We start from the raw sequence: 22,379 nt of genomic DNA, 5'->3' as shown, positions 1-22,379 counted from the left end.
GCCTTAGTTTACGCGCTTTCCGGGCGGATATCAATGGGATTTACGAAAGCTTTACATGGGATCCGTGTCCGTATCCGCCGCGGCGCCGGCCTCCAGGCAGCAGGCTTCCTGTGCCGCGCGCCGGGCGGCGATCAGCGCCAGATTGTCCCCCAGCACGGTGAAAAAGGCCGCCAGTACGCCCAGCTCATCGTTGGACCGGTCCTGGGCCAGCTGGAAGGATACCAGCGCGGCGATGACCAGAAGCGCTTCTCCGGAAGGGCCCGATGTACATGCCATTTCGCCACCTCCTCTGCCCATTTTACGGCGAAAGCCGCCAAAGGTGCCGGTGGACGGGCGGGAAGCGCTGTGGTATAATAGCCGCGATACGGCTGCTATACCGCTTTGACCGGCACGGTTCGCGCCCGCCCTGCGGCCTTCCGCCGCGAAGGGGGCCGGATACCGAGAAGCGCCCCGCATTTCGCGGTATCCCGGCGGCGTTAGCGCCTGTTTCAAAACCGAAACGGCGTCGGATGAGCGGCCGTTTTGCCGTTGTGCGCCCCAATGGCCGCCGGTTTGGCGGACGACGAAGACGAGCGGGAGGAGTTTTTATGGAATACCGTACTTGGCCGGCGCTGGATGCCAGGGTCTCCCTGTTGGGCTTCGGCTGCATGCGCTTTCCCACGGACGATGCGGGATGCGTACAGGAGGACGCTGCCGCCGCCATGCTCCGCCGGGCGCTGGAGGCGGGGGTCAATTACATCGACACCGCCTATTTTTATCATGAGGAGCAGAGCGAGCGCGTCCTGGGCCGCGTCCTGGCGGACGTGCCCCGGGAGCGCTATTACCTGGCCACCAAGCTGCCTACCTGGAAGGTGGAGTCCCTGGAGGACGCACAGCGCTTCTTCACCACTCAGCTGGAGCGGCTGAATACGGATCACTTTGACTTCTATTTGCTGCATACCCTCAACCGGGACCGCTGGCGAGCGATGGTGGAGCTGGGCGTGGTGGACTGGTGTGTCCAAAAGCAGCGGGAAGGGGCGATCTGCCGCTTCGGGTTTTCGTTCCACGACGGGTATGACGTCTTCGAGGAGATCCTGAGTTTCCGGAAATGGGATTTCTGCCAGATCCAGTTCAACTATCTGGATACGGATATCCAGGCGGGCGAGCGGGGATATGCGCTGGCGGAGCAGCTGGGGGTGCCGCTGGTGATCATGGAGCCGGTGAAAGGGGGCGCGCTGGCCGATCTGCCGGAGGATCTGGCCGCCCGGCTGCGGCGGGCGCGTCCGGGCGCGTCGATGGCCTCCTGGGCCCTGCGCTGGGCGGCCGGCCGCGCCAATGTGCTCACCGTTCTCAGCGGGATGAGCACCCTGGAACAGGTGGAGGACAATGCGGCCACCTTTACCCGGTTCCAGCCCCTGACGCAGGCGGAACTGGCCTTGGTGGAGGAGACGGCCGCGGCCCTGCGCGCGCGGGTGAAAAACGGCTGCACCGGCTGCCGCTACTGCATGCCCTGCCCTGCCGGAGTGAATATCCCGGAAAATTTCCAACTGTGGAATCAGACGGCCAAGACCCAAAACGGCGCCTCCGCCTGGCGGCCCTGGCATGTGAATTTCGGGGAGGAGGACAAGGCAAAAAACTGCGTGCGCTGCGGCAGGTGCGTTCCGCTCTGCCCCCAGGGCATCCCCATCCCGGACGATCTGGCCCGCGCCCAGGCGGAGCTGGACGCCATCCCCAAACCGTAGAAGCGCTCGGGACCGCGTTGACGCCCTGCCGCGGCCGGAACGCCTGAAAAGCGCCCCGCCCCCTTTCCTCCGCTTCGGTTCGGAGGATGGGGGCGGGGCGCTTTTACGATCTTTTGGCAGGGGAAAACGGGCGCCTTGGCAGATCGGAACAGGGCCGGGCGCCGTTTCCGGCCCGCGTGCATATTACCGCGGGCCTTCCTCAAAGACCTCGATCAGGTTGCCGGCGTTGTCGGTGATGAATACGTCGTACGTGCCGTCGATCTCGGCGACCTTGACGATGGATACGCCCAGCGCCTCCAGCTCGGCCTTGGCTTTGGGGCCGTCCACAACGCCCAGGGCCATGTGCTTGTTTCCGTGGGTCATCAGATCCTCATTGGGAACGCTGCGCCCGGCGGGCAGAGGATGGGCGCCGGGGACCTGGAAAAGCTCCAGCTGAAAGCCGGGGCCCTGCATGTGGCTGACCTTCGCGTCGATGCCGGGGATCACGGAGCGGTGGATGACGGTAAAGCCAAAGATCCGCTCATACCAGGCGATGCTCGCCTCCAGATCGGGCACGCTGATGGCAAAATGGTTGATGCCGTTGACGGCGATGGGCATAGTACCCCTCCTGTCCAGCTTACTATGGAGGTATGCTGATGCATACGGAACAAAGCCAATTGGCTTTGTTCCGGTGCAGGGTTTTTGGCAGATGAGCCGGAAAACCTTGCACCTTCCGCTGGAGCAATACGGCGCTCCAGTGGAAACACGAATAAATGGCTTGGCGGTTTATTCAGGAGACATTATTATAGCGGATCTGGGGGAAAATGTACAGAAAAAAGCGCGGCGCAGCGAGGGCGTCCCCCAAGGCCCCGGCCTTTTCCGGACGTCCCGCTGCGCCGCCCCCGCTGGGGCGTCAGAAATCATACTGCCCGCCCGTCAGGCTGCGGACAAAGGCCTGCATCTCGTCCTTGGAGTTGATAGTGTGGGTATGCTCGATCAAATCCCGCTGCCGGTCGGGGGAGAGCTCGGAAAAGTAGGCCATGGCCTGGGGATACTGGGCCAGCGCCATTCCGAAGCCCATGGGCAGTTCCGCAATGGGGTTGAAGCCTTCCTGATACATAAGCAGTCTCCTTTCCTTCAGCGCTTAGTATGCGCAGAAAGGCGCGGGAGTAACCGCTATGGCGGAGGAATTGATCAAATACCCGCCCCGCCGTTCCATTTCCAGTCCCGGATCTCGGGCATGTCCTCGCCGTGGGCGGTGATATACTGCTTGTGCTCCACCAGCTTGTCCCGCATGAGCTGGATCAGGAACGCGCCCCGGTTGCCCAGCTGGGGCAGACGCTTGACGGTGTCGATGACCAGATCGAAGCGGTCGATGTTGTTCTGCACCCGCATGTCGAAGGGGGTGGTGATGGCCCCCTCCTCCTTGTAGCCCCGCACGTGCAGGTTTTTATTGCGGCGGCGGTAGGTCAGCTCATGGACCAGGGTGGGGTAGCCGTGAAACGCGAAGATGATCGGCTTATCGGCGGTGAAGATGGCGTCGTAATCCTCGTCCCGCAGGCCGTGGGGATGCTCGGTATGGGGCTGGAGCTTCATCAGGTCCACCACGTTGACGACCCGCAGCTTGATCTCGGGCAGATACTTGCGCAGGATCGTCACGGCCGCCAGGGTCTCCAGCGTGGGCGTCTCCCCGCAGCAGGCCAGCACGGCGTCGGGCTCGGCGCCCTGGTCGTTGGAGGCCCACTGCCAGATACCGATGCCGTGGGTGCAGTGCTTGACCGCCTGGTCCATCGTCAGCCACTGGGGGCGCGGGTGCTTGGAGGTGATCATGACATTGACGTAATTCCGGCTTTTGATGCAGTGGTCGAAGATCCACAGCAGGCAGTTGGCGTCGGGGGGCAGATAGAGACGCACCACGTCGGCCTTTTTGTTGGCCACATGGTCCAGAAAGCCCGGGTCCTGGTGCGTGAAGCCGTTGTGGTCCTGCTGCCAGACGTTGGAGGAGAGCACATAGTTCAGCGACGCCACATCCTGCCGCCAGGGCAGCTGGGAGGCCACCTTCAGCCATTTGGCGTGCTGGGAGACCATAGAGTCCACGATGCGGATAAAGGCCTCATAGCTGTTGAAAAACCCGTGCCGCCCGGTGAGCAGATAGCCTTCCAGCCAGCCCTGACACAGGTGTTCGGAGAGCATGGCGTCCATAATGCGCCCGTCGGGGGAAAGCAGCTCGTCCCCCTCCAGCTGCTGGGCGTCCCAACGGCGGGGGCTGGCCTGGAAGGCGGCCTCCAGCCGGTTGCTCAGGGCTTCGTCCGGGGCGAAGACCCGGAAGTTCCGGGCCTTGGCGTTGAGTTTGAGCACGTCCCGCACATAGGGGCCCAACTGGGCCATATCCTCCGTCTCCACCGCGCCGGGGGCGGGCACGTCCAGAGCGTATTTGGTGAAATCCGGGGTGCGCAGGTCCCGCAGCAGCAGTCCGCCGTTGGCGTGGGGGTTGGCCCCCATGCGGCGTTCCCCATCAGGCATCAGTGCGCGGAGGATAGGGGCGGGCGCGCCGTTTGCATCGAAGAGCTCCTCCGGATGGTAGCTGTGCAGCCAGTCCTCCAGCATCTGCAGATGCTCCGGGTGGTCCTGGTCGATGGGCAGGGGGATCTGGTGGGAACGGAAGGTACCCTCTACCGGTATGCCGTCCACCCGGGCGGGGCAGGTCCAGCCCTTGGGCGAGCAAAAAACGATCATGGGCCAGCGGGGGCGCTCGGTCTCCCCGTTTTCCCGGGCGCTGACCTGGATGCGCTGGATCTCACGGATCGACCAGTCCACAGCCGCGGCCATCCTCTGGTGCATCTGCTCCGGGCTGCCGCCCTCCACAAAGCGGGGCGTCCAGCCGCAGCCTTTGAAGAAGTCCTCTGCCTCGTCCCGCGTGATGCGGGCAAAGACGGAAGGACTTGCCATCTTATAGCCGTTCAGATGCAGGATGGGCAGCACGGCGCCGTCGGTGACGGGATTCAAAAACTTGTTGGAGTGCCACGCAGCGGCCAGAGGAGCGGTCTCCGCCTCTCCGTCGCCCACCACGCAGGCGGCGATCAGGTCGGGGTTGTCCATCACCGCGCCGAACGCATGGGAAAGGGAATACCCCAGCTCGCCCCCCTCGTTAATGGAACCGGGGGTCTCGGGAGCACACTGGCAGCCCACGCCGCCGGGGAAGGAGAACTGCTTGAACAGACGGCGCATTCCCTCCTCGTCCTGGCTCACATTGGGATAGAGCTCGCTGTAGGTCCCCTCCAGGTAGGTCTGGGCCACCGCGGCGTTTCCGCCATGGCCGGGACCGCAGACGTAGATCATGTCCAGGTCATAGCGGAGGATGGCCCGGTTCAGGTGGGTGTAGATGAAATTCTGCCCCGGCACGGTGCCCCAATGCCCCACGATGTGCTTTTTCAAATGCGCGGGCTTGAGTGGTTCCCGAAGCAGGGGGTTATCCAGCAGGTAGAGCTGGCCTGCGGAGAGATAGTTGGCCGCACGCCAGTATGCGTCGATCTTTTTGAGCATGTCCTGGGTCAAGGGCCCCTTCTTAGACATGCGGGTAGAAGTTTTAGTGGTGAGCTTGGCCTTGTTGATGGCAGGTTTGGCCAAAGTAACGACCCCCTTAACCGAGATTATCATGCTGCTTATTATACATCGGGAGGATGGAAAAAGAAAGAGCCGGCTTTTGAAAAAAGGCTTGACGTGGAGCGCGCTCTAAGTAATAAGGTATTTGTATCCGGAAACTGGAGGCGGCGCCATGGAAGAGGGCGGCGGCGGCGCGATGTTTCCCCAGGGAGAGCCAAACCCCTTCGGGGGGGTTACAGGCCGGGGCGATCTGAATATGCTGGCGGAGCAGGGCGTAGCCATCGGCAGCGTGACCTTTGAGCCTGGCTGCCGTAACCACTGGCACATCTGTCATGCGCAGCGGGACGGAGGACAGATCCTGCTGTGCACCGGCGGACAGGGCTGGTATCAGGCGTGAAACGGCCGCAAAACGGGACGGATAAAACAGAGAAGGAGCAATCATAATGTCGGAAAGCGTATTACTGCTGTCGGCCAGCCCCCGCAGGGGCGGAGCAGCGGAACCAACTGGCGGCACATATGGCCGATCTGCAGGCGTCCCTGGACCGGCTCAATGATAAAATCGAGCGCTGCGAGCAGGGGCTGATGACCAGGGAGAAGCAGCTTCTGCGGCAGAATCGAACGGACTGAGGCTGAGAAAAGGCGCGGCATTGCCGCGCCTTTTCTGCCGCTTATACGCCGCCTAAGGTGGTGAGATGTAAGTGCTCCAGAGAAACAGAGGCCCCGTCGTAGCGCACGTCGGCCGTAACGGAGGCAAAATAGCACGGAGTACCCAGCCCCTGAAGGAGCACCCCCGTCCCATACACGCCGGTAAAGCTTCCGTCCCGGTAGCGATAGAAGGTCCGGTCGAGAAAACAGAGCGGAGCATCCCCGGCGGGCTCCGGATCCTGGTCTCCCAGACGGTAGGAGACGCGCTCATCCGGTAAGGCGGCGGTGACGGTACGGCTGCCGGGATCGTAGGCGTACGCCACTTGTTGGGCCAGCAGCGCGTCCACATCGGAGTCAGTGAGTCCGCAGTCGGTCCAGCCGCCGCCCTCCTCCGGCGCATAGAAGTGCAGCTCGAACACATGGCTGCGGGTGTGGTTGCGTATCATGTACTTGACGGCCAGCTCCGATGCGCCGTCTCCGTCAAAATCCGCCCACCAGAGCTCCGGAAGAACGGGTTCCACCGCGGGGAGGTACGCCTGGTCGAAGGGGGTCAGGGTATCGCCCCGGCGCAGAAGTACGCCGGAGAAGTCGGCGTCCTCCAGGACGCTCCCGCCATAGCCATACAGGGCGATGTCCTGTTCCGGCAGTTCCGAGAGCAGATAAAACGCCTGAGCGCCTGCAAGGATCTCCTCCGGCGCGGCGGGTACGGCGGGAAGGTCGTCCACGGTGACGCCCTCCCACCAAAGCGGCTCGGGCGCGGCGGTGGGAAGCGGCGGCTCCACAGGCGCGGGGCCTGGCGTGTCCGGCGCGGGGACCGGCTGAACCGGAGACCGCGCGCAGCCGAAGAGAAGCAGGGACAGCAAAAGCAGTGGAAGCAGCAGCTTTTTCATGGCTTATTCCTCCAATCGGGCAAGCTTGGTGCGGTAGAGGCGGCGGTAAAGGACCAGGGCCAGCAGACTGGAAAAACCTTCGGCCAGGAGGAAGGACAGCCAGATCAGGCGGGGGGCGAGCAGACCCAGCACCAGCGCTGCGGGCAGGAGAAGGACCACCTGCCGCAGCAGGGAGAGGATCAGACTGAGCATGGGACAGCCCAGGGCCTGGAAGGAGGAGCTGAAGATGATGCCTACCGCCGCAAACACGAAGGAAAGGGATACCAGCCGCAGGGCGGGCACGCCGTCGGCCAGGACGGCGGCGTCGGCGTTGAACAGGCCCAGCAGCGGGCCGGGAACGAGCAGGAGCAGCAGCGTGCCCGCCGCCAGGAGACCTGCGGCGATGATCAGGGCAAAGTGGATCAGGCCTGTAATCCGTTCGCGCTTTTTGGCGCCGTAATTGAAGCTGACCACCGGGATCAGGCCGTTGTTGAGGCCGTAGACCGGCATAAAAAGGAAGGACTGGAGCTTAAAATAGGCGCCCAGGATAAACACGCCGGTGGCGGAGAAAAAGGACAGGAGCTTATTCATCCCCAGGGTCATGACGGTGGCCAGAGACTGCATGACCATGGCGGGAAAGCCGATTTTCAGGATCTCCAGAATGACGGAACGCGAGGGGCGGAAACCGCGCGCCTGGAGGACGAGCACCCGGCTGCGGCGCACCAGAAGCAGACCTACGGTCATACCGACCAGCTGTCCGATCACGGTGGCCAGGGCGGCCCCGGCCACCTCCAGGCGGGGGAACGGCCCCAGACCGAAAATGAGCAGGGGGTCCAGGAGCAGATTGACCACCGCGCCGATGCCCTGGATGCACATGGGCCCCACCGCGTCTCCGCTGGCCTGGAGCACCCGCTCCCCCGAAAACTGCATACACACGCCGAGCGAGCCCGCGGTGACGATGGCAAGGTACTGACTGCCGTAGTCGACGACCTGCGGTACGTCGGAGAACAGCGCCAGAAAGGGGCGGCTGAACAGCACGCCCGGGATCAGAAAGATCAGCCAGCAGCACAGGTAGAGGAAGTAGCCGTTCATTGCCACGGCGCTGGCCTCGGCGGGGCGGCGTTCCCCCAAGCGGCGGGAGAGTATGGTGTTTACGCCGACGCCGGTCCCCACGCAGATGGAAATCATCAGGGTCTGTACCGGATAGGCCAGGGACAGCGCCACAAATCCGTCGGTGCTGAGCTGGGCCACGAACATGCTGTCCACCAGATTATACAGGGCCTGGATCAGCATGGAGAGCATCATGGGCCATGACATATGCAGCAGCAGCCTGCGTACCGGCATGACCGCCATTTTGTTTTCTTCCAAAGGAATCCCTCCGTAAAACCGGTCCGCCCCAAAGAAACATCGGGGCGCATCCATGCGCCCCGATTCCAGCCCCCGGGCGGCGTGGCGGCCCGCCCGGGGCGAACGCGTTACAGCGCTCTGGTATAGCGAAGGTCCACACAGACGGTGTCGTGGGGGAAAACGATATCCTCCCGGGTGCCGTCCCAGGAGAAGCCGTGGCGCGCATAGAAACGGCGCGCACCCTCGTTTTCCCGCAGCACCATCAGATAGACGCCGGGAAAGCCGTGTTCCCTCAGCCGCCGCAGGACCTCATCCATCAGCAGGGAACCATAGCCCCTGCGTTTCTCATCCGGGTGGGTGTAAAAAGAGATGATCTCGCCCCAGCCCTCATATCCCTCCGAACGGAAGCATACCAGGCTGTTCTGCGCAGGACCCGGACCCATGCGGGCCGGGCCGTAGGTGGCGCAGGCCACTGGGGTATCGTCCCGGCAGAGAAGAAGGCCGCGGCAGCGGCCGGTCTCGTAATCCGCATGAAAAAAGGGGATCCAGCGCTCGTCGGTGATCTCGGCGGCCATGTAGTCCGCGGGGATCGCGTCCGAATATGTGCTCCGCCAGCCCAAGGCGTGGAGCAGGCTCATGGCCGCGAAGTGCTCCCCGGTGCAGGCATCCGTAAAATGCAGATGGCCCATAGGGATCTCCTCCTCCGCCCGGCCCAGGGCGGGCGCGCGGCCGCGCCGGGACCCTCCGTGCAGACGCCGGTGAAGCGAAGCTCAGACCGGGGCGCGCTCCGCCCCGGCCTGCCGCTGAGGCTCCTGTTTGGCCAGCCCCCGGGCATTGGCCAGCATCAGCTTGATGCGGTTTTCCTGGTTGATCTTGGTGGCGCCGGGGTCGTAGTCGATGGCAACGATATTGGAATTGGGGTAATCGTCCTTGAGCTTGCGGATCATGCCCTTGCCTACGATGTGATTGGGCAGGCAGCCGAAGGGCTGGGTGCAGACGATGTTGGGCGTTCCGGAGTGGATGAGCTCCAGCATCTCGGCGGTGAGCAGCCAGCCCTCGCCCATCTTGTTGCCCTCGCCCAGGTAGCCCTGGATCAGGCGGCGCAGGTCCTCAAAGGTACCGGGCGCCCGGAAGCCGCCCTTCTCCATGGCGGCGATCATGGCCCGCTGGCACTTTTCGACATAGCCCTTAAAAATCTGGCAGACCTTCTTTTTCAGCCAAAGGCCGCCGTAAATGCCCACGTCCACCTCGCGGTTATAGATCTTGAAGATGATAAAGTCGGTCAGACCGGGCACCACCGGCTCAGCTCCCTCGGAAAGGAGAAACTGCTCCAGGTTATTGTTGCCCAAAGGGGAATATTTGATGTAGATCTCGCCCACCACGCCGACCCGGGGCTTGGCCTCGCCCGCCACAGGGATCGCCTGGAAGGCGGCCACCAGCTTGTCGAAGTTTTCCACCATGCTCTGGAAGGAAAGACCCTCGCCCCGGTTCATCGCCTCCAGAAGGGCTTTTTCGCAGGCGTCGATGGTCTGGTCGGTCTGGCCGGAGGCGACCTCGTAGGGCCGCACCTGGTTGGCGCACTGGACGATGAGGTCCCCGTACATCATGGCGAAGATGGCCTTGCGCAGGGTGCCAAGGCCCAGCTTGAAGCCGGGGTTGGGCTCCAGGCCGGAGAGATTGATGGAAATGACGGGGATGAAGCTCAGATCGGCTTTTTCCAGAGCCTTGCGCAGCAGATGGATGTAGTTGGACGCGCGGCAGCCGCCGCCGGTCTGGGTGATCAGCAGAGCCACCTTATGCAGGTCGTACTTGCCGCTTTTCACCGCGTCGATGAGCTGGCCGATGACCAGCAGGGCGGGATAACAGGTGTCGTTATGGACGTATTTGAGGCCCTCGTCCACGATGCCCCGATGATTGGTGGTGAGCATCTCCACCCGGAAGCCTTCGGTCTCCAGGATGCGGGCCATCAGGCCAAAGTGTACGGGCAGCATGGTGGGGAAGAGCAGGGTATATTCCCGCTTCATCTCCTTCGTGAACAGGAGGCGCCCGTTCTTGTCGTATACTAACTCAGCCATGTTTCAGGTTCCTTTCGGTATTGCGTATAAATATCCAAAGGCGGGGCGAAAACCCGCTCCGATGGCTACGTTTTGAGAAAGAATATGGCTCTGGCCGTGCGGTAAAAGGGTACGATCTCCCGGCGGAGCAATTCATCCTTCAAAAGCGCGGTGAGGTTGACCGCCAGCCCCCAGCGGCACGGTCTCCGGGCAGGGGAGAGACGGAAGGCAGAAGTGACGGGCGTCTCCGATCTCGTAGCCGAAGGGGGCCAGGCCCGCCTCGATCCGCCGGCAGTTCTGGGGGAGAAAGAGCCATTCGGCCTGTCGGGGCAGCAGGGTTTCCCCGGCCCGGGGGAGCAGACGCTCCCGGCAGGCTGCCGCCAGCTTGCCGTTTAGAACGGCGATCTCCCCAAAAGGCGTGCCGCCGCTGTACGCCCGCATTCCGGACCGATCCTGCCCGGGGAGCGCCACATTTCCCGGGCAATCAAGAAGTTCTGCGCTGCACCCGAGATCCAACGCCAGCTGTTCCCTTGCGGCGGCCCAAACGGTATCCCTATCCGTCCCTGTGTTTCCTGGCGTCCATGGCGGCCATCAGGGAGCGTACCCGGATCTTGACCGCGCCCAGGTTGCTGATGTCGTCGATCTTGAGCTGGGTGTACAGCTTGCCGCCGTTCTCCAGGATGGAGCGCATCTCGTCGGTGGTGATGGCGTCGGTACCGCAGCCGAAGCTCACCAGCTGCACCACCTGCATATCCGGCTGGGTGCAGACATACCGGGCGGCGTTGTACATGCGGGACTGGAAGGTCCACTGGTTGAGCACCTTCCGGGGGGCGTAGCCCTCCAGATAGCTCAGCGCATCCTCTGTGACCAGCACGAAACCGAACGATGTGATGAGGTCGTTGATGCCGTGGTTGATCTCCGGGTCGATGTGATAGGGCCGTCCGCAGGCCACGATGATGGGCATATCATGGGCCCGGGCGTATGCGATGTACTGCTTGCCGGTCTCCCGCACGTCATGGACATAGGCGTCGTATGCCTCATAGGCCGCCCTGGCCGCGGCGGCGGTCTCCCGCTTGGGGATGTCGAACGTATCATACATCATCTGGGCCACGCGTTTTTCAAAGTCTTTATGCCGCCACAGTCCTACATAGGGGTCCAGGAACCGGGTCTGCTTCAGGGCGGGCACATTGGCCGCCAGCAGCTCGGGATAGTAAGCCACCACAGGACAGTTGTAGTGGTTGTCTCCGATGCCCTCGTCGTTGTTGTAGGACATGCAGGGGTACCACACGGCGTCCACGCCCGCGTCCACCAGAGCCTCCACGTGGCCGTGGAGCAGCTTGGCCGGATAGCACACGGTATCCGAGGGGATGGTGTGCTGGCCCTTCAGATAGAGCTTGCGGGAAGATTCGGGAGAGAGGACCACCTCAAAGTTCAGCCGGGTGAAGAAGGCGAACCAGAAGGGCAGGTTCTCGTACATGTTCAGACCGAAGGGAATGCCGATCCGGCCGCGGACGCCGCTGCCGTTCCCCTTGCCCTGCATGGCGCGGAGCTTTTTGTACTTGTAATTCATCAGGTCGGGGTTTTCCGCCTTTTCCTTGCCCAGGGGGCGGGAGCAGCGGTTGCCCGAAAGGAAGCGCCGCCCGCCGTCGAAGGTGTTGACCGTGAGGGAGCAGTGGTTGGTGCACAGGTTGCAGGTGACGGGCCTGGCCGTGTGGGAGAAGGTCTCCAGCGCCTGCGCGTCCAGCAGGGCGCTCTTGTCCAGGCGCAGGTCCCGGGCGGCCAGGGCGGCCCCGAAGGCCCCCATGATGCCCGCGATGGTGGGGCGGGTCACGTCCCGGCCCAGCTCCTGTTCAAAGGCCCGGAGCACCGCGTCGTTGTGGAAGGTGCCGCCCTGGACCACGATGTGCCGGCCCAGATCATCCGCGCTGGCGGCCCGGATGACCTTGTACACCGCGTTTTTGACGATGGAGATGGACAGTCCTGCCGAGATGTCCTCCACGCTGGCGCCGTCCTTTTGGGCCTGCTTGACGCTGGAGTTCATAAATACGGTGCAGCGGGAACCCAGGTTCACCGGGTGCTGAGCCAGCAGGCCCAGCTTGGCGAACTCCGCGATGTTGTAGCCCAGGGCTTTGGCAAAGGTCTCGATAAAGGAGCCGCAGCCGGAGGAGCAGGCCTCGTTGAGCAGGATGGAGTCCACCGCTCCGTTGCGGACCTTAAAGCACTTCATATCCTGGCCGCCGATGTCGATGATGAAATCCACGTCCGGGTTGAAGTGCCGGGCGGCGTTGTAGTGGGCCACCGTCTCCACCAGGCCCGCGTCGCAGGAGAAGGCGTTTTTGATCAGATCCTCCCCATAGCCGGTGACCGCCGCACCCCGGATGGCGATCCGATTCCCGCAGAGCCGGTAGATCTCCTTGAGCTGCTCCAATACGATGGCCACGGGGTTGCCCAGATTGGAGTGGTAATAGGTATACAGCAGCCCGCCGTCGTTGGTGATGAGGGCCATCTTGGTGGTGGTGGAGCCGGCGTCGATGCCCAGCCAGGCGTCGCCCGTATAGGCGCTCACGTCCACCTCGGGGGGGTGCATGGCGTTATGGCGCGCCAAAAAGGCGTCGTATTCCGCGGAGTCGGTGAAGAGGGGAGGCATCGTGTCCACCAGGCCCACGTGGTCCACGCTCTCCTCCAGCTTTTTCAGCAGCGCGTCAAAGGGATGCTCGGCGTAATCGGAGGCGCACAGGGCCGCGCCGATGCCTGCGAAGCAGTCGCCGTCCTCCGGAAAAATCGCGTGCTCGCCGTCCAACTGCAGGGTCTCCACAAAGCGTTCCCGCAGACCCATGAGAAAGTGCAGCGGCCCGCCCAGAAAGACGATCTTGCCCTTGAGCTGGCGGCCCTGGGTCAGGCCGGCCACCGTCTGGTCCACCACGGCCTGGAAAATGGAGGCCGCCACGTCCTCCTTCCGTCCGCCCTGGTTGAGGATGGGCTGGATGTCGCTCTTGGCGAACACGCCGCAGCGGGAGGCGATGGGGTAGATCTTCTCGTGCTTCAGGCTCAGCGCGTCCAGCTCGTTCACGCTTACGTTCATCAGGGTGGCCATCTGGTCGATGAACGCCCCGGTGCCGCCGGCGCAGGAGCCGTTCATCCGCTCCTCCAGCGCGCCGCCGAAAAAGATGATCTTGGCATCCTCGCCGCCCAGCTCGATGACGGCGTCGGTGCCCGGTATGTACTGGTTGACAGCAGCGGCGGTGGCGTACACCTCCTGCACAAAGTCGATGCCCGCCGCCTTGGCCACGCCCAGACCGGCGGAACCGGTAATGACCATGCGCACCTGCTGCCCGGCCAGCTTGTCCCGGATGGAGCGCAGGGTCTCGACGGAGCGCTCCCGGGCCTTGGAGTAATGCCGCTCATAGGAGCGGAACAGCAGCTTGTTCTGCTCGTCCAGCACCACCACCTTCACGGTGGTGGAGCCGATATCAATTCCAATGCGAAGGCTCATAGGTTCACCTTATATCCTTACAGAATTTCGTACCCCACATAATATATCAAAATCTGATTTTTTACAACCCCAAAGCCGCGAAATGCAGGAAGTTCCGCAGTCGGAAGCAATATCTGGAAAAGAGAAGGCAGACGGCTGACCAAGCGGCGGGCCATCCGGCCCACTGGGCGTGCAAAGCGTGCAAGCGTTGCCTATGAAGTCCAAAGCGAGGCCGCGTAAGCGGCCTCCCGCGGCGAATCGCGCCGCGGACTTCAAAGGAATCGATTTCTTCCTTTTGAAGTGCTTTGACTATAAACGGGCCCGCGCCGATTTGACGCGGGCCCAGCCAAAGCGGAGATTATTTCATTTCAACAAATTCGATTTTTACGCTGACCTGTTTTGCCCCGTTGATCACATGGGAGACGGTGGATTTGGAAACGTAGGCTACCCGCGAAACATCGCAGATCGTACTCCCGCCCGCCCGCTCCGCTGCGCCGGCTTTTTTCTCCAAGGAAAGCCCTCCTTCTCTTTGGAGAAACGTTTCTCCTTTTGCCGCAAGGCCTCTGCGGCGTGCTGCTGCATCAAACCGTAAGGAAGCGGGAGACACGGGGAAGAGCCCCGTGTGCCTCCCTTACCGTTCTGCCCAAATCAGGGTTGAGGCGGTAATTTTGAAAACGGGTAAAACAGCGGGGATGGACGCGGACGAAACGCAGAGAGCATGTGCAAGCGTCTGGATGGCCCCGGATATCCGGGAGATCCGTTCGCAGCGCAGCATGCGGGCAAGAAACGACCGGGAGGAGCGGTCTGCGGTCCTGCGGAATGCAAAAGCCCGGTCTGACATAAGGCCCAACGGAGCCCCAGACGTATGGCGTTCTGTGCCGCCGCTTTTCCATGACGGATACAGGGGATGTACAGGGGCGTTTTTACCCAATTTTAATGATTCTTGTATTTTCACCTTAAGAAAGGTGTGGTAATATCAGGATATCGTAAGAGAGCGGGAGGAAGCCATGACCGGAGAGGATTATCTGAAGCAGCTGCGCGCGCGTTTGACGGGGCGGACGGACCCGGCGGAACTGGAGCGGCTGATGTGCTACTATACGGACTATTTCGAGGAAGCGGGACCGGAAGGCGCGGATGCGGTCATCCGGGAGCTGGGGACCCCGGCGGAGCTGACCGGGCGCATCCTGGGGGAGCGGCACGGCCGGTACGAGGGGAATACCGGAGCGGCCGCCCAGCCTGCGGCGGGGCACCGGCGGGGACCGCTGGCGTGGGCGCTGGGCCTGTTGGGCGCAGTGCTGATCGGCATCCCCATGATCGCACTGCTGGCGGGGCTGACCATCGGCCTGGCGGCGGGCGGCTTTGTGTGCGTGGCAATGGGCGTTTTTGTCCTTTTTTCCGGCTTTTCCGCCCTGTTCACCGGGGGGCTGGCCACCACCATGTACGCTGCCGGCGTAGGCCTGGCGACCTGCGGAGGCGGCGTTATGCTCCTGGCGGCGGTGGTCGCGCTGGCGTTGGGCGGCTTCCGGGGCGCGGGCCGTCTGATGCGCAATTTCTTCTGCGGAAGGAGGACGGCGGTATGAACCGGCTGACCAAGGGACTTTTGGGCGTGGGCGCGCTGCTGCTCCTGTCCGGCGGCCTGCTGGCCCTGTCCGGCTGGACCATGGGGGGACAGACGGAGCTGGACCTGAGCTGGAACGGCCATGGGGTCCGCATCGGGCCGCTGGGCATTGTCAGCCGGGACAGCGCCGCGCAGACGGAAACGGCTGCCCGCGACGGGCGGGAGGAGCTGCACCTGCAAGCCTTCCGCCGGGTGGATGTAGACGTGGATCTGGGCGATGTGACGGTAACGCAGGGGGGCGATTATGGCGTGTCCCTGAATTGGAAGGGGAAACACTACGCCCTGGAATATGAGCTGGACGGCGATACCTTGCGTGTGCGCAGCAGCGCCCAGGGGGGCCGCTTCGGCCTGGACGGCTATGGCGGGACGGTGACGGTCTATGTGCCGCAGCATCTCCGGCTGGAACAGCTGGAGGTCCGCTCTGATCTGGGCGATATATGCCTGGAGGGGATCGCCGCCGATACGGCGACGGTCACCGGAGACCTGGGCGATCTCACGTTGAGGCAGGTGCGGGCGGGAGAGCTGGAGCTGCACGAGAGTATGGGAACGATCGACGGCGCGGGCCTGACGGTGGAACGCTCCCTGAGTGTGGAAAACGATATGGGGGATGTCCGGCTGGAGGGAGATCTCCAAGGAGAACTGGAGGTCGCCGACAGCATGGGAGAGATCGAGCTGACGCTCAGCGGTCCCGTGGAGGATTACCGCTACGAGCTGAACGTGGACATGGGCGAGATCTGCGTTAACGGCGAGACGTACCGCAGTGAGGCCAGCCGGTCGGGCGGACGCCACAGCCTGAACGTGGAAAACAGCATGGGCGATATCAGCGTGACCTTCGGATAAATCAGACGGACCTCTTTCCCGCTCGGCGGGAAAGAGGTCCGTCTGATTCTTACAGCAGCTTTTTCAGTTCGGAGAGCAGCGCGTCCACGTCCTCCTGGGTGGTGTGGAAGCAGGTGACAAAGCGGATCACGGTATGCTCCGCGTCAAAGGGGCACCAGTCCTCAAAGGCGCAGACCTGCTCCAGCCTGGGCCGCAGCTCATTTTTCACGATGGGAAAGATCTGGTTGGTGCACGATTCGGTCATCAGCGGCAGACCCAGGGCCTTGACGCCCTCCTGCAGCCGTCCGGCCAGCACGTTGGCGTGGCGGGCCATGTCAAAATAGAGGTTGTCCTTCAAAATGGCCTCAAACTGCACACCCTGGAGCCAGCCCTTTTCCATCACGGCCCCCATGCGCTTTTTCATGCGGAAAAAGTCGTGTGTCAGCTCCGGACGGGTGATGACCAGCGCCTCTCCGAACAGCGTGCCGTTTTTGGTGCCGCCCAGATAGAAGGCGTCCACCAGGCGGGCAAATTCGGGCAGGGTCAGGTCGTTGGCGTCGGAGGTCAGGGCGGCGGCCAGCCGGGCGCCGTCCACAAAAAGCAGCAGGTCGTTGGCGCGGCAGAAGTCCGACAGGGCGGTCAGCTCCGCTTTGGTATAGACGGTGCCGTTTTCCGTGGCGTTGGAGATGTAGACCAGGGCGGGACGGGTCAGGTGGGGGTCTTTGTGCCACTCCAGCACGGCCGGCAGCATCTCAGGGGTCAGCTTGCCGTCGGGCCCCACCTCCACAGGGATGATCTTGTGGCCAGTGGCCTCGAAGGCGCCCACCTCGTGGCCGTTCAGGTGGCCGGTGGCGGGGGAGATGACCGCTTCCCAGGGCTTGGTCAGAAAGGCGCAGGCCGTCACGTTGGTCTGGGTGCCGCCAATGAGAAATTCCACCATGGCGTCGGGGCACTGGCACAGCTGGCGGATCCGGTCCTTGGCCCGGTCGGAATACACATCCCCGCCGTAGCCGATGTTGCCCTCCAGGTTGGTGGCGCACAGGGCCTCCAGGACCTTGGGATGGGCGCCGAAGGAGTAATCGTTGCGGAACAGCAGCATAAGAATTCCCTCCTTATTCAATGGAAGGGGCCGCCGGAGCGGCGGCCCCTTCGTGTATCACTTGGTGACCTTGAAGCTGTCCTTGAGTCCCACGGAGCGGTTGAAGACCAGGTGCCCCGGCGCGGAATCCCGGTTGTCCACGCAGAAGTAGCCCTGGCGCAGGAACTGGAAGGAAGCGGGGGCCCGGACGTCGGCCAGACCGGCCTCCACCTTGGAACCGGTGAGGATCTCCAGGGAGTCGGGGTTCAGGCAGTCCAGAAAGCTGTTCGCGCCTGCGTCCGGGTCGGCGTCCAGGAACAGGTTGTCGTAGAGCCGTACCTCGGCATCCACGGCGGTGGCGGCGTCCACCCAGTGGATGGTGGCGCCCTTCACCTTGCGCCCGTCGGCGGGATCGCCGCCCCGGCTGTCGGGATCGTATTCGCAGAGGATCTCGGTGACGGCTCCGGAGGCGTCCTTGACGCAGCCGGTGCAGCGGATCAGATACGCGCCCTTCAGGCGGCATTCCGGGCCGTCCGGGTAGAGGCGCTTGTATTTGGGGACTGGAGTTTCCAGAAAATCCTCCGCTTCGATATACAGGTTTCGGGAGAAGGTCACGGCGCGGACGCCGTCCTCAGGGCGGTTGGGGTTGTTTTCCACCGTGACGGTCTCGCTCTGTCCCTCGGGGTAATTGGTGATGGTCAGCTTTATGGGGCGCAGCACCGCCATAACGCGCCGGGCGGTCTCGTTCAGGTCTTCCCGCAGGCAATACTCCAAAAAACCATACTCCACCGTGGAAGCCGCCTTGCTCACGCCGTTGCGCTCGGAGAAATTGCGGATGGAGCGGGGGGTGTAGCCCCGGCGGCGCAGACCGCAGAGGGTGGGCATACGGGGATCGTCCCAGCCGGATACCCGGCCCTCCTCCACCAGCGCGCGCAGCTTGCGCTTGCTCATGACGGTGTAGTTGATGCCCAGACGGGCAAACTCGATCTGCCGGGGCTTGGCGGGCACGGAGCAGTTCTGGATGACCCAGTCGTACAGAGGACGGTGATCCTCAAACTCCAGGGAGCAGAGGGAGTGGGTGATCCCCTCCAGAGCGTCCTCCAGGGGGTGGGCGAAGTCGTACATGGGGTAGATGCACCATTTATCCCCCTGCCGGTGGTGGTGCATGTGGTTGATCCGATAGAGCACAGGGTCGCGCATATTGAAATTACCGCTGGCCAGGTCGATCTTGGCCCGCAGGGTGTACGTGCCGTTGGGGAATTCGCCCGCGCGCATCCGCTCGAACAGAGCGAGGGATTCCTCCGCGGGCCGGTCCCGCCAGGGGGAACGGGCGGGGGTGTTCACGTCCCCCCGGTAATCCCGGAACTGCTCGGGCGTCAGTTCGCACACGTAGGCCAGGCCCTTTTGGATGAGCTCCACGGCATAGGCGTACATCTGTTCAAAATAATCGGAGGCAAAATAGAAGCGGTCCCCCCAGTCATAGCCCAGCCAGCGGATGTCCTCCTGGATGGCCTGGACGTACTCCACGTCCTCCTTGGTGGGGTTTGTATCGTCCATACGCAGATTACACACCCCGCCATACTTTTCGGCGGTGCCGAAGTCCACGAAAATGGCCTTGGCGTGGCCGATGTGGAGGTAGCCGTTGGGCTCGGGCGGAAAGCGGGTGTGGACGGTCATGCCCTGGAACTGACCACCCTGGGCGATATCCTCATCGATGAAATCATGGATAAAGTTCTGGGTCATGACTGGATTCAGTTCGTCCGGCATGTGGTTTCACTCCTTCATATTGATACAGATAGCTATTTTAACCCGAACGCCCGGAAAAAGCAAGAGCGAGAACACCGGGTTTGACAGGGGAATGGGAGATATTTATAATTAGGGCATCACCGCACAATTCCCCACGCACGTCTTGACGGCCAATTTGCCCCACAAATGCGTTGCAAAACCTTGCAATACGCAAAGTATTCCTGCGGTTTTGCGCCTTTTTGCGGCACAAATTTTCGCGCCAATCCGCACGCGTTGAATGATGCGGTAATGCCTAAGGTCTGTAAAACAGAGCGCTCTGCGGTTCCTCCCGGCGCGCATTCGAAGCACGCGGCTTCGCATGATTTCCGCGCAGCGGGCGGCGTTTTCAGGGGCCTGAGCCCGGCGTTTTGGCCTGCGGGAATCGCAGGGAGGACAGAAACAGAAGAGGAGGCGGCGTACATGACCACGGCCCAGATGCGCTACTTCATTACGGTGGCGGAATGCCTGAGCGTTACGGAGGCCGCCGACCGGCTGTATCTCTCTCAGCCCGCCCTGAGCCGCCATATCGCGCAGATGGAGGCGGAGCTCAACGTTCCGCTTTTTCTGCGCACCCGCAATACCATCCGGCTCACGCCTGCGGGGCAGGTGCTGCTGGAGGGGCTGCGGCAGATCTATGGGGACTACCGGGGCCTTCTGGAGCGGGTGGAGGCCGTCAACGCAGGGGTGCGGGGGGAGCTGCGGCTGGGCCTTTTGGAGGAGCAGCTTCTGCCCGCGCCGGTGCGCCGGGCGCTGCGGCACATCGAGACGGAGTACCCCAACATGAAGGTGCGCCTGTCCCGGCACAGCTTCCGGGCGCTGCGGGAGGGGCTGCTGGACGGCAGCCTGGATTGTATCCTTTCCCTCGCCACGGATCTGAGGAGCCTCCCGGAGCTTACTGCCCTGGTGGTGGAACGCGCGCCGCTCTACCTGGTGGTGGGGGCGGACAGCGCGCTGGCGGCGCGGACGGAGCTGGCTCCGGCGGAGTTTCCGAGCGCACTGGGGGACCAGACCTTCATTTTTATGGCGCCGGAAGATTCGCAGGCGGCGGCGGAAGCGGCCGTGAACGCCTTTGCACGCCATGGCTTCCGGCCCCGGTATATCTGCGCGCCCAACGCCGAACTGCTTGCCCTTTGGGTGGCGGCCGGACAGGGCGTGGGGCTGCTCAACGGAAACCACGTCCTGATCCACGATCCGGAGGTGCGCTTTGTTCCCCTGCGGGGGATGGCGGTGACGGAAATGGTCCTGGCCTGGTCTGAGGGAGAAGGAAATCCGGTTGGGGGAACCTTTCTGGAGCAGGTGAGAGAGCAGCTGCAGCGGGATGGGGTTATGGCCCCATGCGAAAATACGTTTGTCTCCCCGGGACAAGGCGGTTAAACTGAAGGTAAAACAGGGACCGACAGGAGGAGACGGACATGACCGAAAAGGAGAACGCCCTGCGGGTATTTCGGAGGGAGAAGCCGGAGTGGCTTCCCCGCTTTGAAAAGTGTATGAAAGGATACTTTCCCAAGAGCATCAACGAGCGCCCTCTCAACTGGGAGGGGGACGACTGGTTCGGCATCCACTGGGTGCCCGACGCGAGCACCAACGGTCTGACCGCGCCCGCGCCGGGCCAGGCGGTGATCCGGGACCCGGAGCGTTGGCGGGAGCAGCTGGCGCTTCCGGACCTGGAGGCCATCGACTGGGCGGCGGAGGCCGAGGGGTTCCGGGCGGCCCAGAGCCCGGAGCGGCTGTCCATGATTATGATGGAGATGGGGATTTTCGAGCGCTACCAACTCCTGCTGGGCTTTGAGGACGCCCTGTGCTCCTTTTACGAATACCCCGACGAGGCCGGGGAGATTTTGGAGGCGCTGACCCAGTTCAAACTGCAGCTGGTGGATCGGATCATGGAGCATCTGAAGCCGGACGTAGTGATGTATATGGATGATCTGGGGACCCAGAACGCTCCGCTGGTGGCCCCTGCTCTGTGGGCGGAATTCATCCGGGCGCGGGATATGCGTATATTCCGTGCGATCCACGATGCGGGCGCGCTGGTGGTCTACCACTGCTGCGGCAAGATCGACACCTTTTTTGATCAGATCGTTACCATGGGGGCGGACGCCTACCACTCGGTACAGCCCGCCAACGACACTGCGATGCTCAAGCGGGTCTATGGGGATCAGATCGTCCTGATCGGCGGCATCGACAACCAGGGGATCACCAATCAGCCCGGCGCCTCCGAGGCGGATATACGGGCGGAGGTGCGCCGGGCGATTGACGCATTTGCTCCCGGCGGCGGATATATCTGCGGCGATACCGACGGTATTTGTGTGGTGAAGCGGGCTCTGGACATCATACAGGATGAGTACGAGGTCTATGGGCGGCACTATTACGAGCGCCACCCCCTATAAGCAGGGATGCCCTCCGGCAGCGCCGGAGGGCATCCCTGCTGTCCGACCCGCCCGCGCCTCACCGCGCGGGCGGGTCGCGTGTGTATTTTAGGGCTGTTTTGAAAAGTCAACCGGGGCAGTCTCAGCGGCGCTGCAGCCCCTTGACAGGGGCGATAAAATAGAGACGGCGGAACGAAAAACACGGCCCGGTTGGTAGTCCGGGCGCGGCCTGCAGCGTCTGTCCCGCGCGGCAGGCCGTCAGTAACCTGCCTCCTTGGTTGTCCGCGTTCCGTATGCAGTTATTTTAAGGAGGAGCGGACAATGGAACACGGATGCGCAAGGCTGACCGTCTATTTTGAGGGGCCCTTTTGGGTGGGCGTTCTGGAGCGGGAGGAGGCCGGATGGCTGGAGGCCTGTAAGGTCACGTTTGGAGCTGAACCGAAGGACCGGCAGGTATATGAATGGCTGCTGCGGGAGTGGCGCGGCCTGACCTTCAGTCCCGGAATTCCGACTCAGGACCGGCAGCGCGCCCGCAGCAGCCCGAAACGGCGGCAGAGAGCGGAGGCAGACGAGCTGAGCCGTACCGGCGTGGGGACCAAGGCCCAGCAGGCGCTGCAGCTGCAGCGGGAACAGAGCAAGCTCCAGCGGCAGGAGCGATGCAGAGAAAGGGACGCGGCGGAACAGGAGCGGAAGTTCCGGCTTCGCCGGGAAAAACGCAGGGAGAAACGCCGGGGGCAGTTTTTTAGGTCTTTGTCCCGGCTGAATGATTTTGGCATGGACACTAATTTTGTGTAATGCTATAATTGAGTAAATTTGAATTGAGGTGTACTTATGCTTTATTATAAAATTCTGGAATTAAACCAAATAGAAGATTTTTGGAAATTATGGTTATCCCCTTGAGTAAGCCAACGAGGAATTAGAAACAGCAATGACCAAACGGTCAAGCAAATGGGCCCCAAAGTTACGCCGGCTAAACCGGAAGCAATACTCATTGAGATAATCGCCCAGATACTTCTGCGGCAG

Annotated in this window: 20 protein-coding genes; 7 read left to right on the top strand and 13 right to left on the bottom strand. The window is 62.7% G+C overall.

What is annotated here, in order from left to right; all coding sequences use genetic code 11:
- Positions 1-51: 51 nt before the first annotated feature.
- Positions 52-276: a DUF6774 domain-containing protein gene (locus MR825_RS12215; protein ID WP_186907658.1), complete on the bottom strand. Its 225-nt coding sequence runs from the start codon at positions 274-276 to the stop codon at positions 52-54.
- Between the two features lie 311 nt (positions 277-587).
- On the opposite strand from MR825_RS12215, the gene MR825_RS12210 reads away from it, so the two are divergent.
- The gene (locus MR825_RS12210) at positions 588-1,721 is read left to right on the top strand and encodes an aldo/keto reductase (RefSeq protein WP_186907659.1); all 1,134 of its coding nucleotides are present in this window, start codon (positions 588-590) and stop codon (positions 1,719-1,721) included.
- 183 nt (positions 1,722-1,904) lie between these two features.
- Here the strand turns inward: MR825_RS12210 and MR825_RS12205 are convergent, their stop codons facing one another.
- From MR825_RS12205 to MR825_RS12195, 3 genes are all read right to left on the bottom strand, one after another.
- Complete coding sequence (locus MR825_RS12205) at positions 1,905-2,318, bottom strand: VOC family protein (protein WP_287880941.1); 414 nt, start codon at positions 2,316-2,318, stop codon at positions 1,905-1,907.
- Between the two features lie 295 nt (positions 2,319-2,613).
- Positions 2,614-2,820 carry a YdeI/OmpD-associated family protein gene (locus MR825_RS12200; RefSeq protein WP_256174877.1) on the bottom strand — a complete coding sequence of 69 codons (207 nt, stop codon included), beginning with the start codon at positions 2,818-2,820 and terminating at the stop codon, positions 2,614-2,616.
- 74 nt (positions 2,821-2,894) lie between these two features.
- A complete protein-coding gene (locus MR825_RS12195; protein WP_186907690.1) occupies positions 2,895-5,273 on the bottom strand; it encodes a phosphoketolase family protein in 2,379 nt (792 codons plus the stop codon).
- A 202-nt stretch (positions 5,274-5,475) separates the two neighbouring features.
- Here MR825_RS12195 and MR825_RS12190 point away from each other — a divergent pair, with 202 nt between their 5' ends.
- The gene (locus tag MR825_RS12190) at positions 5,476-5,700 is read left to right on the top strand and encodes a hypothetical protein (RefSeq protein ID WP_256174878.1); all 225 of its coding nucleotides are present in this window, start codon (positions 5,476-5,478) and stop codon (positions 5,698-5,700) included.
- Positions 5,701-5,971: 271 nt separating this feature from the next.
- On the opposite strand, the gene MR825_RS12185 is transcribed toward MR825_RS12190, so the two are convergent.
- The 7 genes from MR825_RS12185 to MR825_RS12155 all read right to left on the bottom strand — a co-directional run bounded on the left by MR825_RS12185 (position 5,972) and on the right by MR825_RS12155 (position 14,201).
- A complete protein-coding gene (locus MR825_RS12185) occupies positions 5,972-6,838 on the bottom strand; it encodes a hypothetical protein (protein ID WP_287880939.1) in 867 nt (288 codons plus the stop codon).
- Between the two features lie 3 nt (positions 6,839-6,841).
- A complete protein-coding gene (locus tag MR825_RS12180; protein WP_256174880.1) occupies positions 6,842-8,185 on the bottom strand; it encodes an MATE family efflux transporter in 1,344 nt (447 codons plus the stop codon).
- A 107-nt stretch (positions 8,186-8,292) separates the two neighbouring features.
- Complete coding sequence (locus MR825_RS12175; protein ID WP_287880936.1) at positions 8,293-8,853, bottom strand: GNAT family N-acetyltransferase; 561 nt, start codon at positions 8,851-8,853, stop codon at positions 8,293-8,295.
- 81 nt (positions 8,854-8,934) lie between these two features.
- Positions 8,935-10,239: a 2-hydroxyacyl-CoA dehydratase gene (locus tag MR825_RS12170; protein WP_186907664.1), complete on the bottom strand. Its 1,305-nt coding sequence runs from the start codon at positions 10,237-10,239 to the stop codon at positions 8,935-8,937.
- Positions 10,240-10,371: 132 nt separating this feature from the next.
- A complete protein-coding gene (locus MR825_RS12165; RefSeq protein ID WP_186907665.1) occupies positions 10,372-10,659 on the bottom strand; it encodes a hypothetical protein in 288 nt (95 codons plus the stop codon).
- A 112-nt stretch (positions 10,660-10,771) separates the two neighbouring features.
- Positions 10,772-13,711, bottom strand: a complete 2,940-nt coding sequence (locus MR825_RS12160; RefSeq protein ID WP_287880934.1) for an acyl-CoA dehydratase activase — start codon at positions 13,709-13,711, stop codon at positions 10,772-10,774.
- Between the two features lie 337 nt (positions 13,712-14,048).
- Positions 14,049-14,201, bottom strand: a complete 153-nt coding sequence (locus MR825_RS12155) for a LacI family DNA-binding transcriptional regulator (RefSeq protein WP_278893614.1) — start codon at positions 14,199-14,201, stop codon at positions 14,049-14,051.
- Between the two features lie 496 nt (positions 14,202-14,697).
- On the opposite strand from MR825_RS12155, the gene MR825_RS12150 reads away from it, so the two are divergent.
- Together MR825_RS12150 and MR825_RS12145 are read left to right on the top strand one after the other, a co-directional pair.
- Positions 14,698-15,270 (top strand): DUF1700 domain-containing protein, encoded by a 573-nt coding sequence (locus MR825_RS12150; RefSeq protein WP_278893613.1) that lies wholly within the window; start codon positions 14,698-14,700, stop codon positions 15,268-15,270.
- Positions 15,267-16,148 carry a DUF4097 family beta strand repeat-containing protein gene (locus tag MR825_RS12145; protein ID WP_278893612.1) on the top strand — a complete coding sequence of 294 codons (882 nt, stop codon included), beginning with the start codon at positions 15,267-15,269 and terminating at the stop codon, positions 16,146-16,148. Before MR825_RS12150 ends, MR825_RS12145 begins: the two co-directional genes overlap by 4 nt.
- A 49-nt stretch (positions 16,149-16,197) precedes the next feature.
- Here MR825_RS12145 and MR825_RS12140 read toward each other — a convergent pair whose 3' ends face one another.
- Both MR825_RS12140 and MR825_RS12135 read right to left on the bottom strand, forming a co-directional pair.
- Positions 16,198-17,226 (bottom strand): threonine aldolase family protein, encoded by a 1,029-nt coding sequence (locus MR825_RS12140; protein WP_186907670.1) that lies wholly within the window; start codon positions 17,224-17,226, stop codon positions 16,198-16,200.
- A 57-nt stretch (positions 17,227-17,283) separates the two neighbouring features.
- On the bottom strand, positions 17,284-18,972 hold the full coding sequence (locus MR825_RS12135) for a glutamine--tRNA ligase/YqeY domain fusion protein (protein ID WP_278893611.1): 1,689 nt from the start codon (positions 18,970-18,972) through the stop codon (positions 17,284-17,286).
- Between the two features lie 438 nt (positions 18,973-19,410).
- On the opposite strand from MR825_RS12135, the gene MR825_RS12130 reads away from it, so the two are divergent.
- The 3 genes from MR825_RS12130 (at position 19,411) to MR825_RS12120 (ending at position 22,151) form a co-directional block, all read left to right on the top strand.
- Entirely contained in the window at positions 19,411-20,364 is a 954-nt protein-coding gene (locus MR825_RS12130) for a LysR family transcriptional regulator (protein ID WP_186907672.1), read from the top strand.
- Positions 20,365-20,402: 38 nt separating this feature from the next.
- Complete coding sequence (locus MR825_RS12125) at positions 20,403-21,377, top strand: uroporphyrinogen decarboxylase family protein (RefSeq protein WP_186907673.1); 975 nt, start codon at positions 20,403-20,405, stop codon at positions 21,375-21,377.
- Positions 21,378-21,677: 300 nt separating this feature from the next.
- Positions 21,678-22,151, top strand: a complete 474-nt coding sequence (locus MR825_RS12120) for a YjdF family protein (protein WP_256176603.1) — start codon at positions 21,678-21,680, stop codon at positions 22,149-22,151.
- Positions 22,152-22,379 lie beyond the last annotated feature (228 nt).

This window comes from Lawsonibacter sp. (genome assembly GCF_022777125.1).
In the GTDB taxonomy this organism is placed as follows: Bacteria; Bacillota; Clostridia; order Oscillospirales; family Oscillospiraceae; genus Lawsonibacter_A; species Lawsonibacter_A hominis.
Note: the sequence above shows the minus strand (reverse complement) of the source record. Positions and strands in the feature narration are given on the sequence as shown.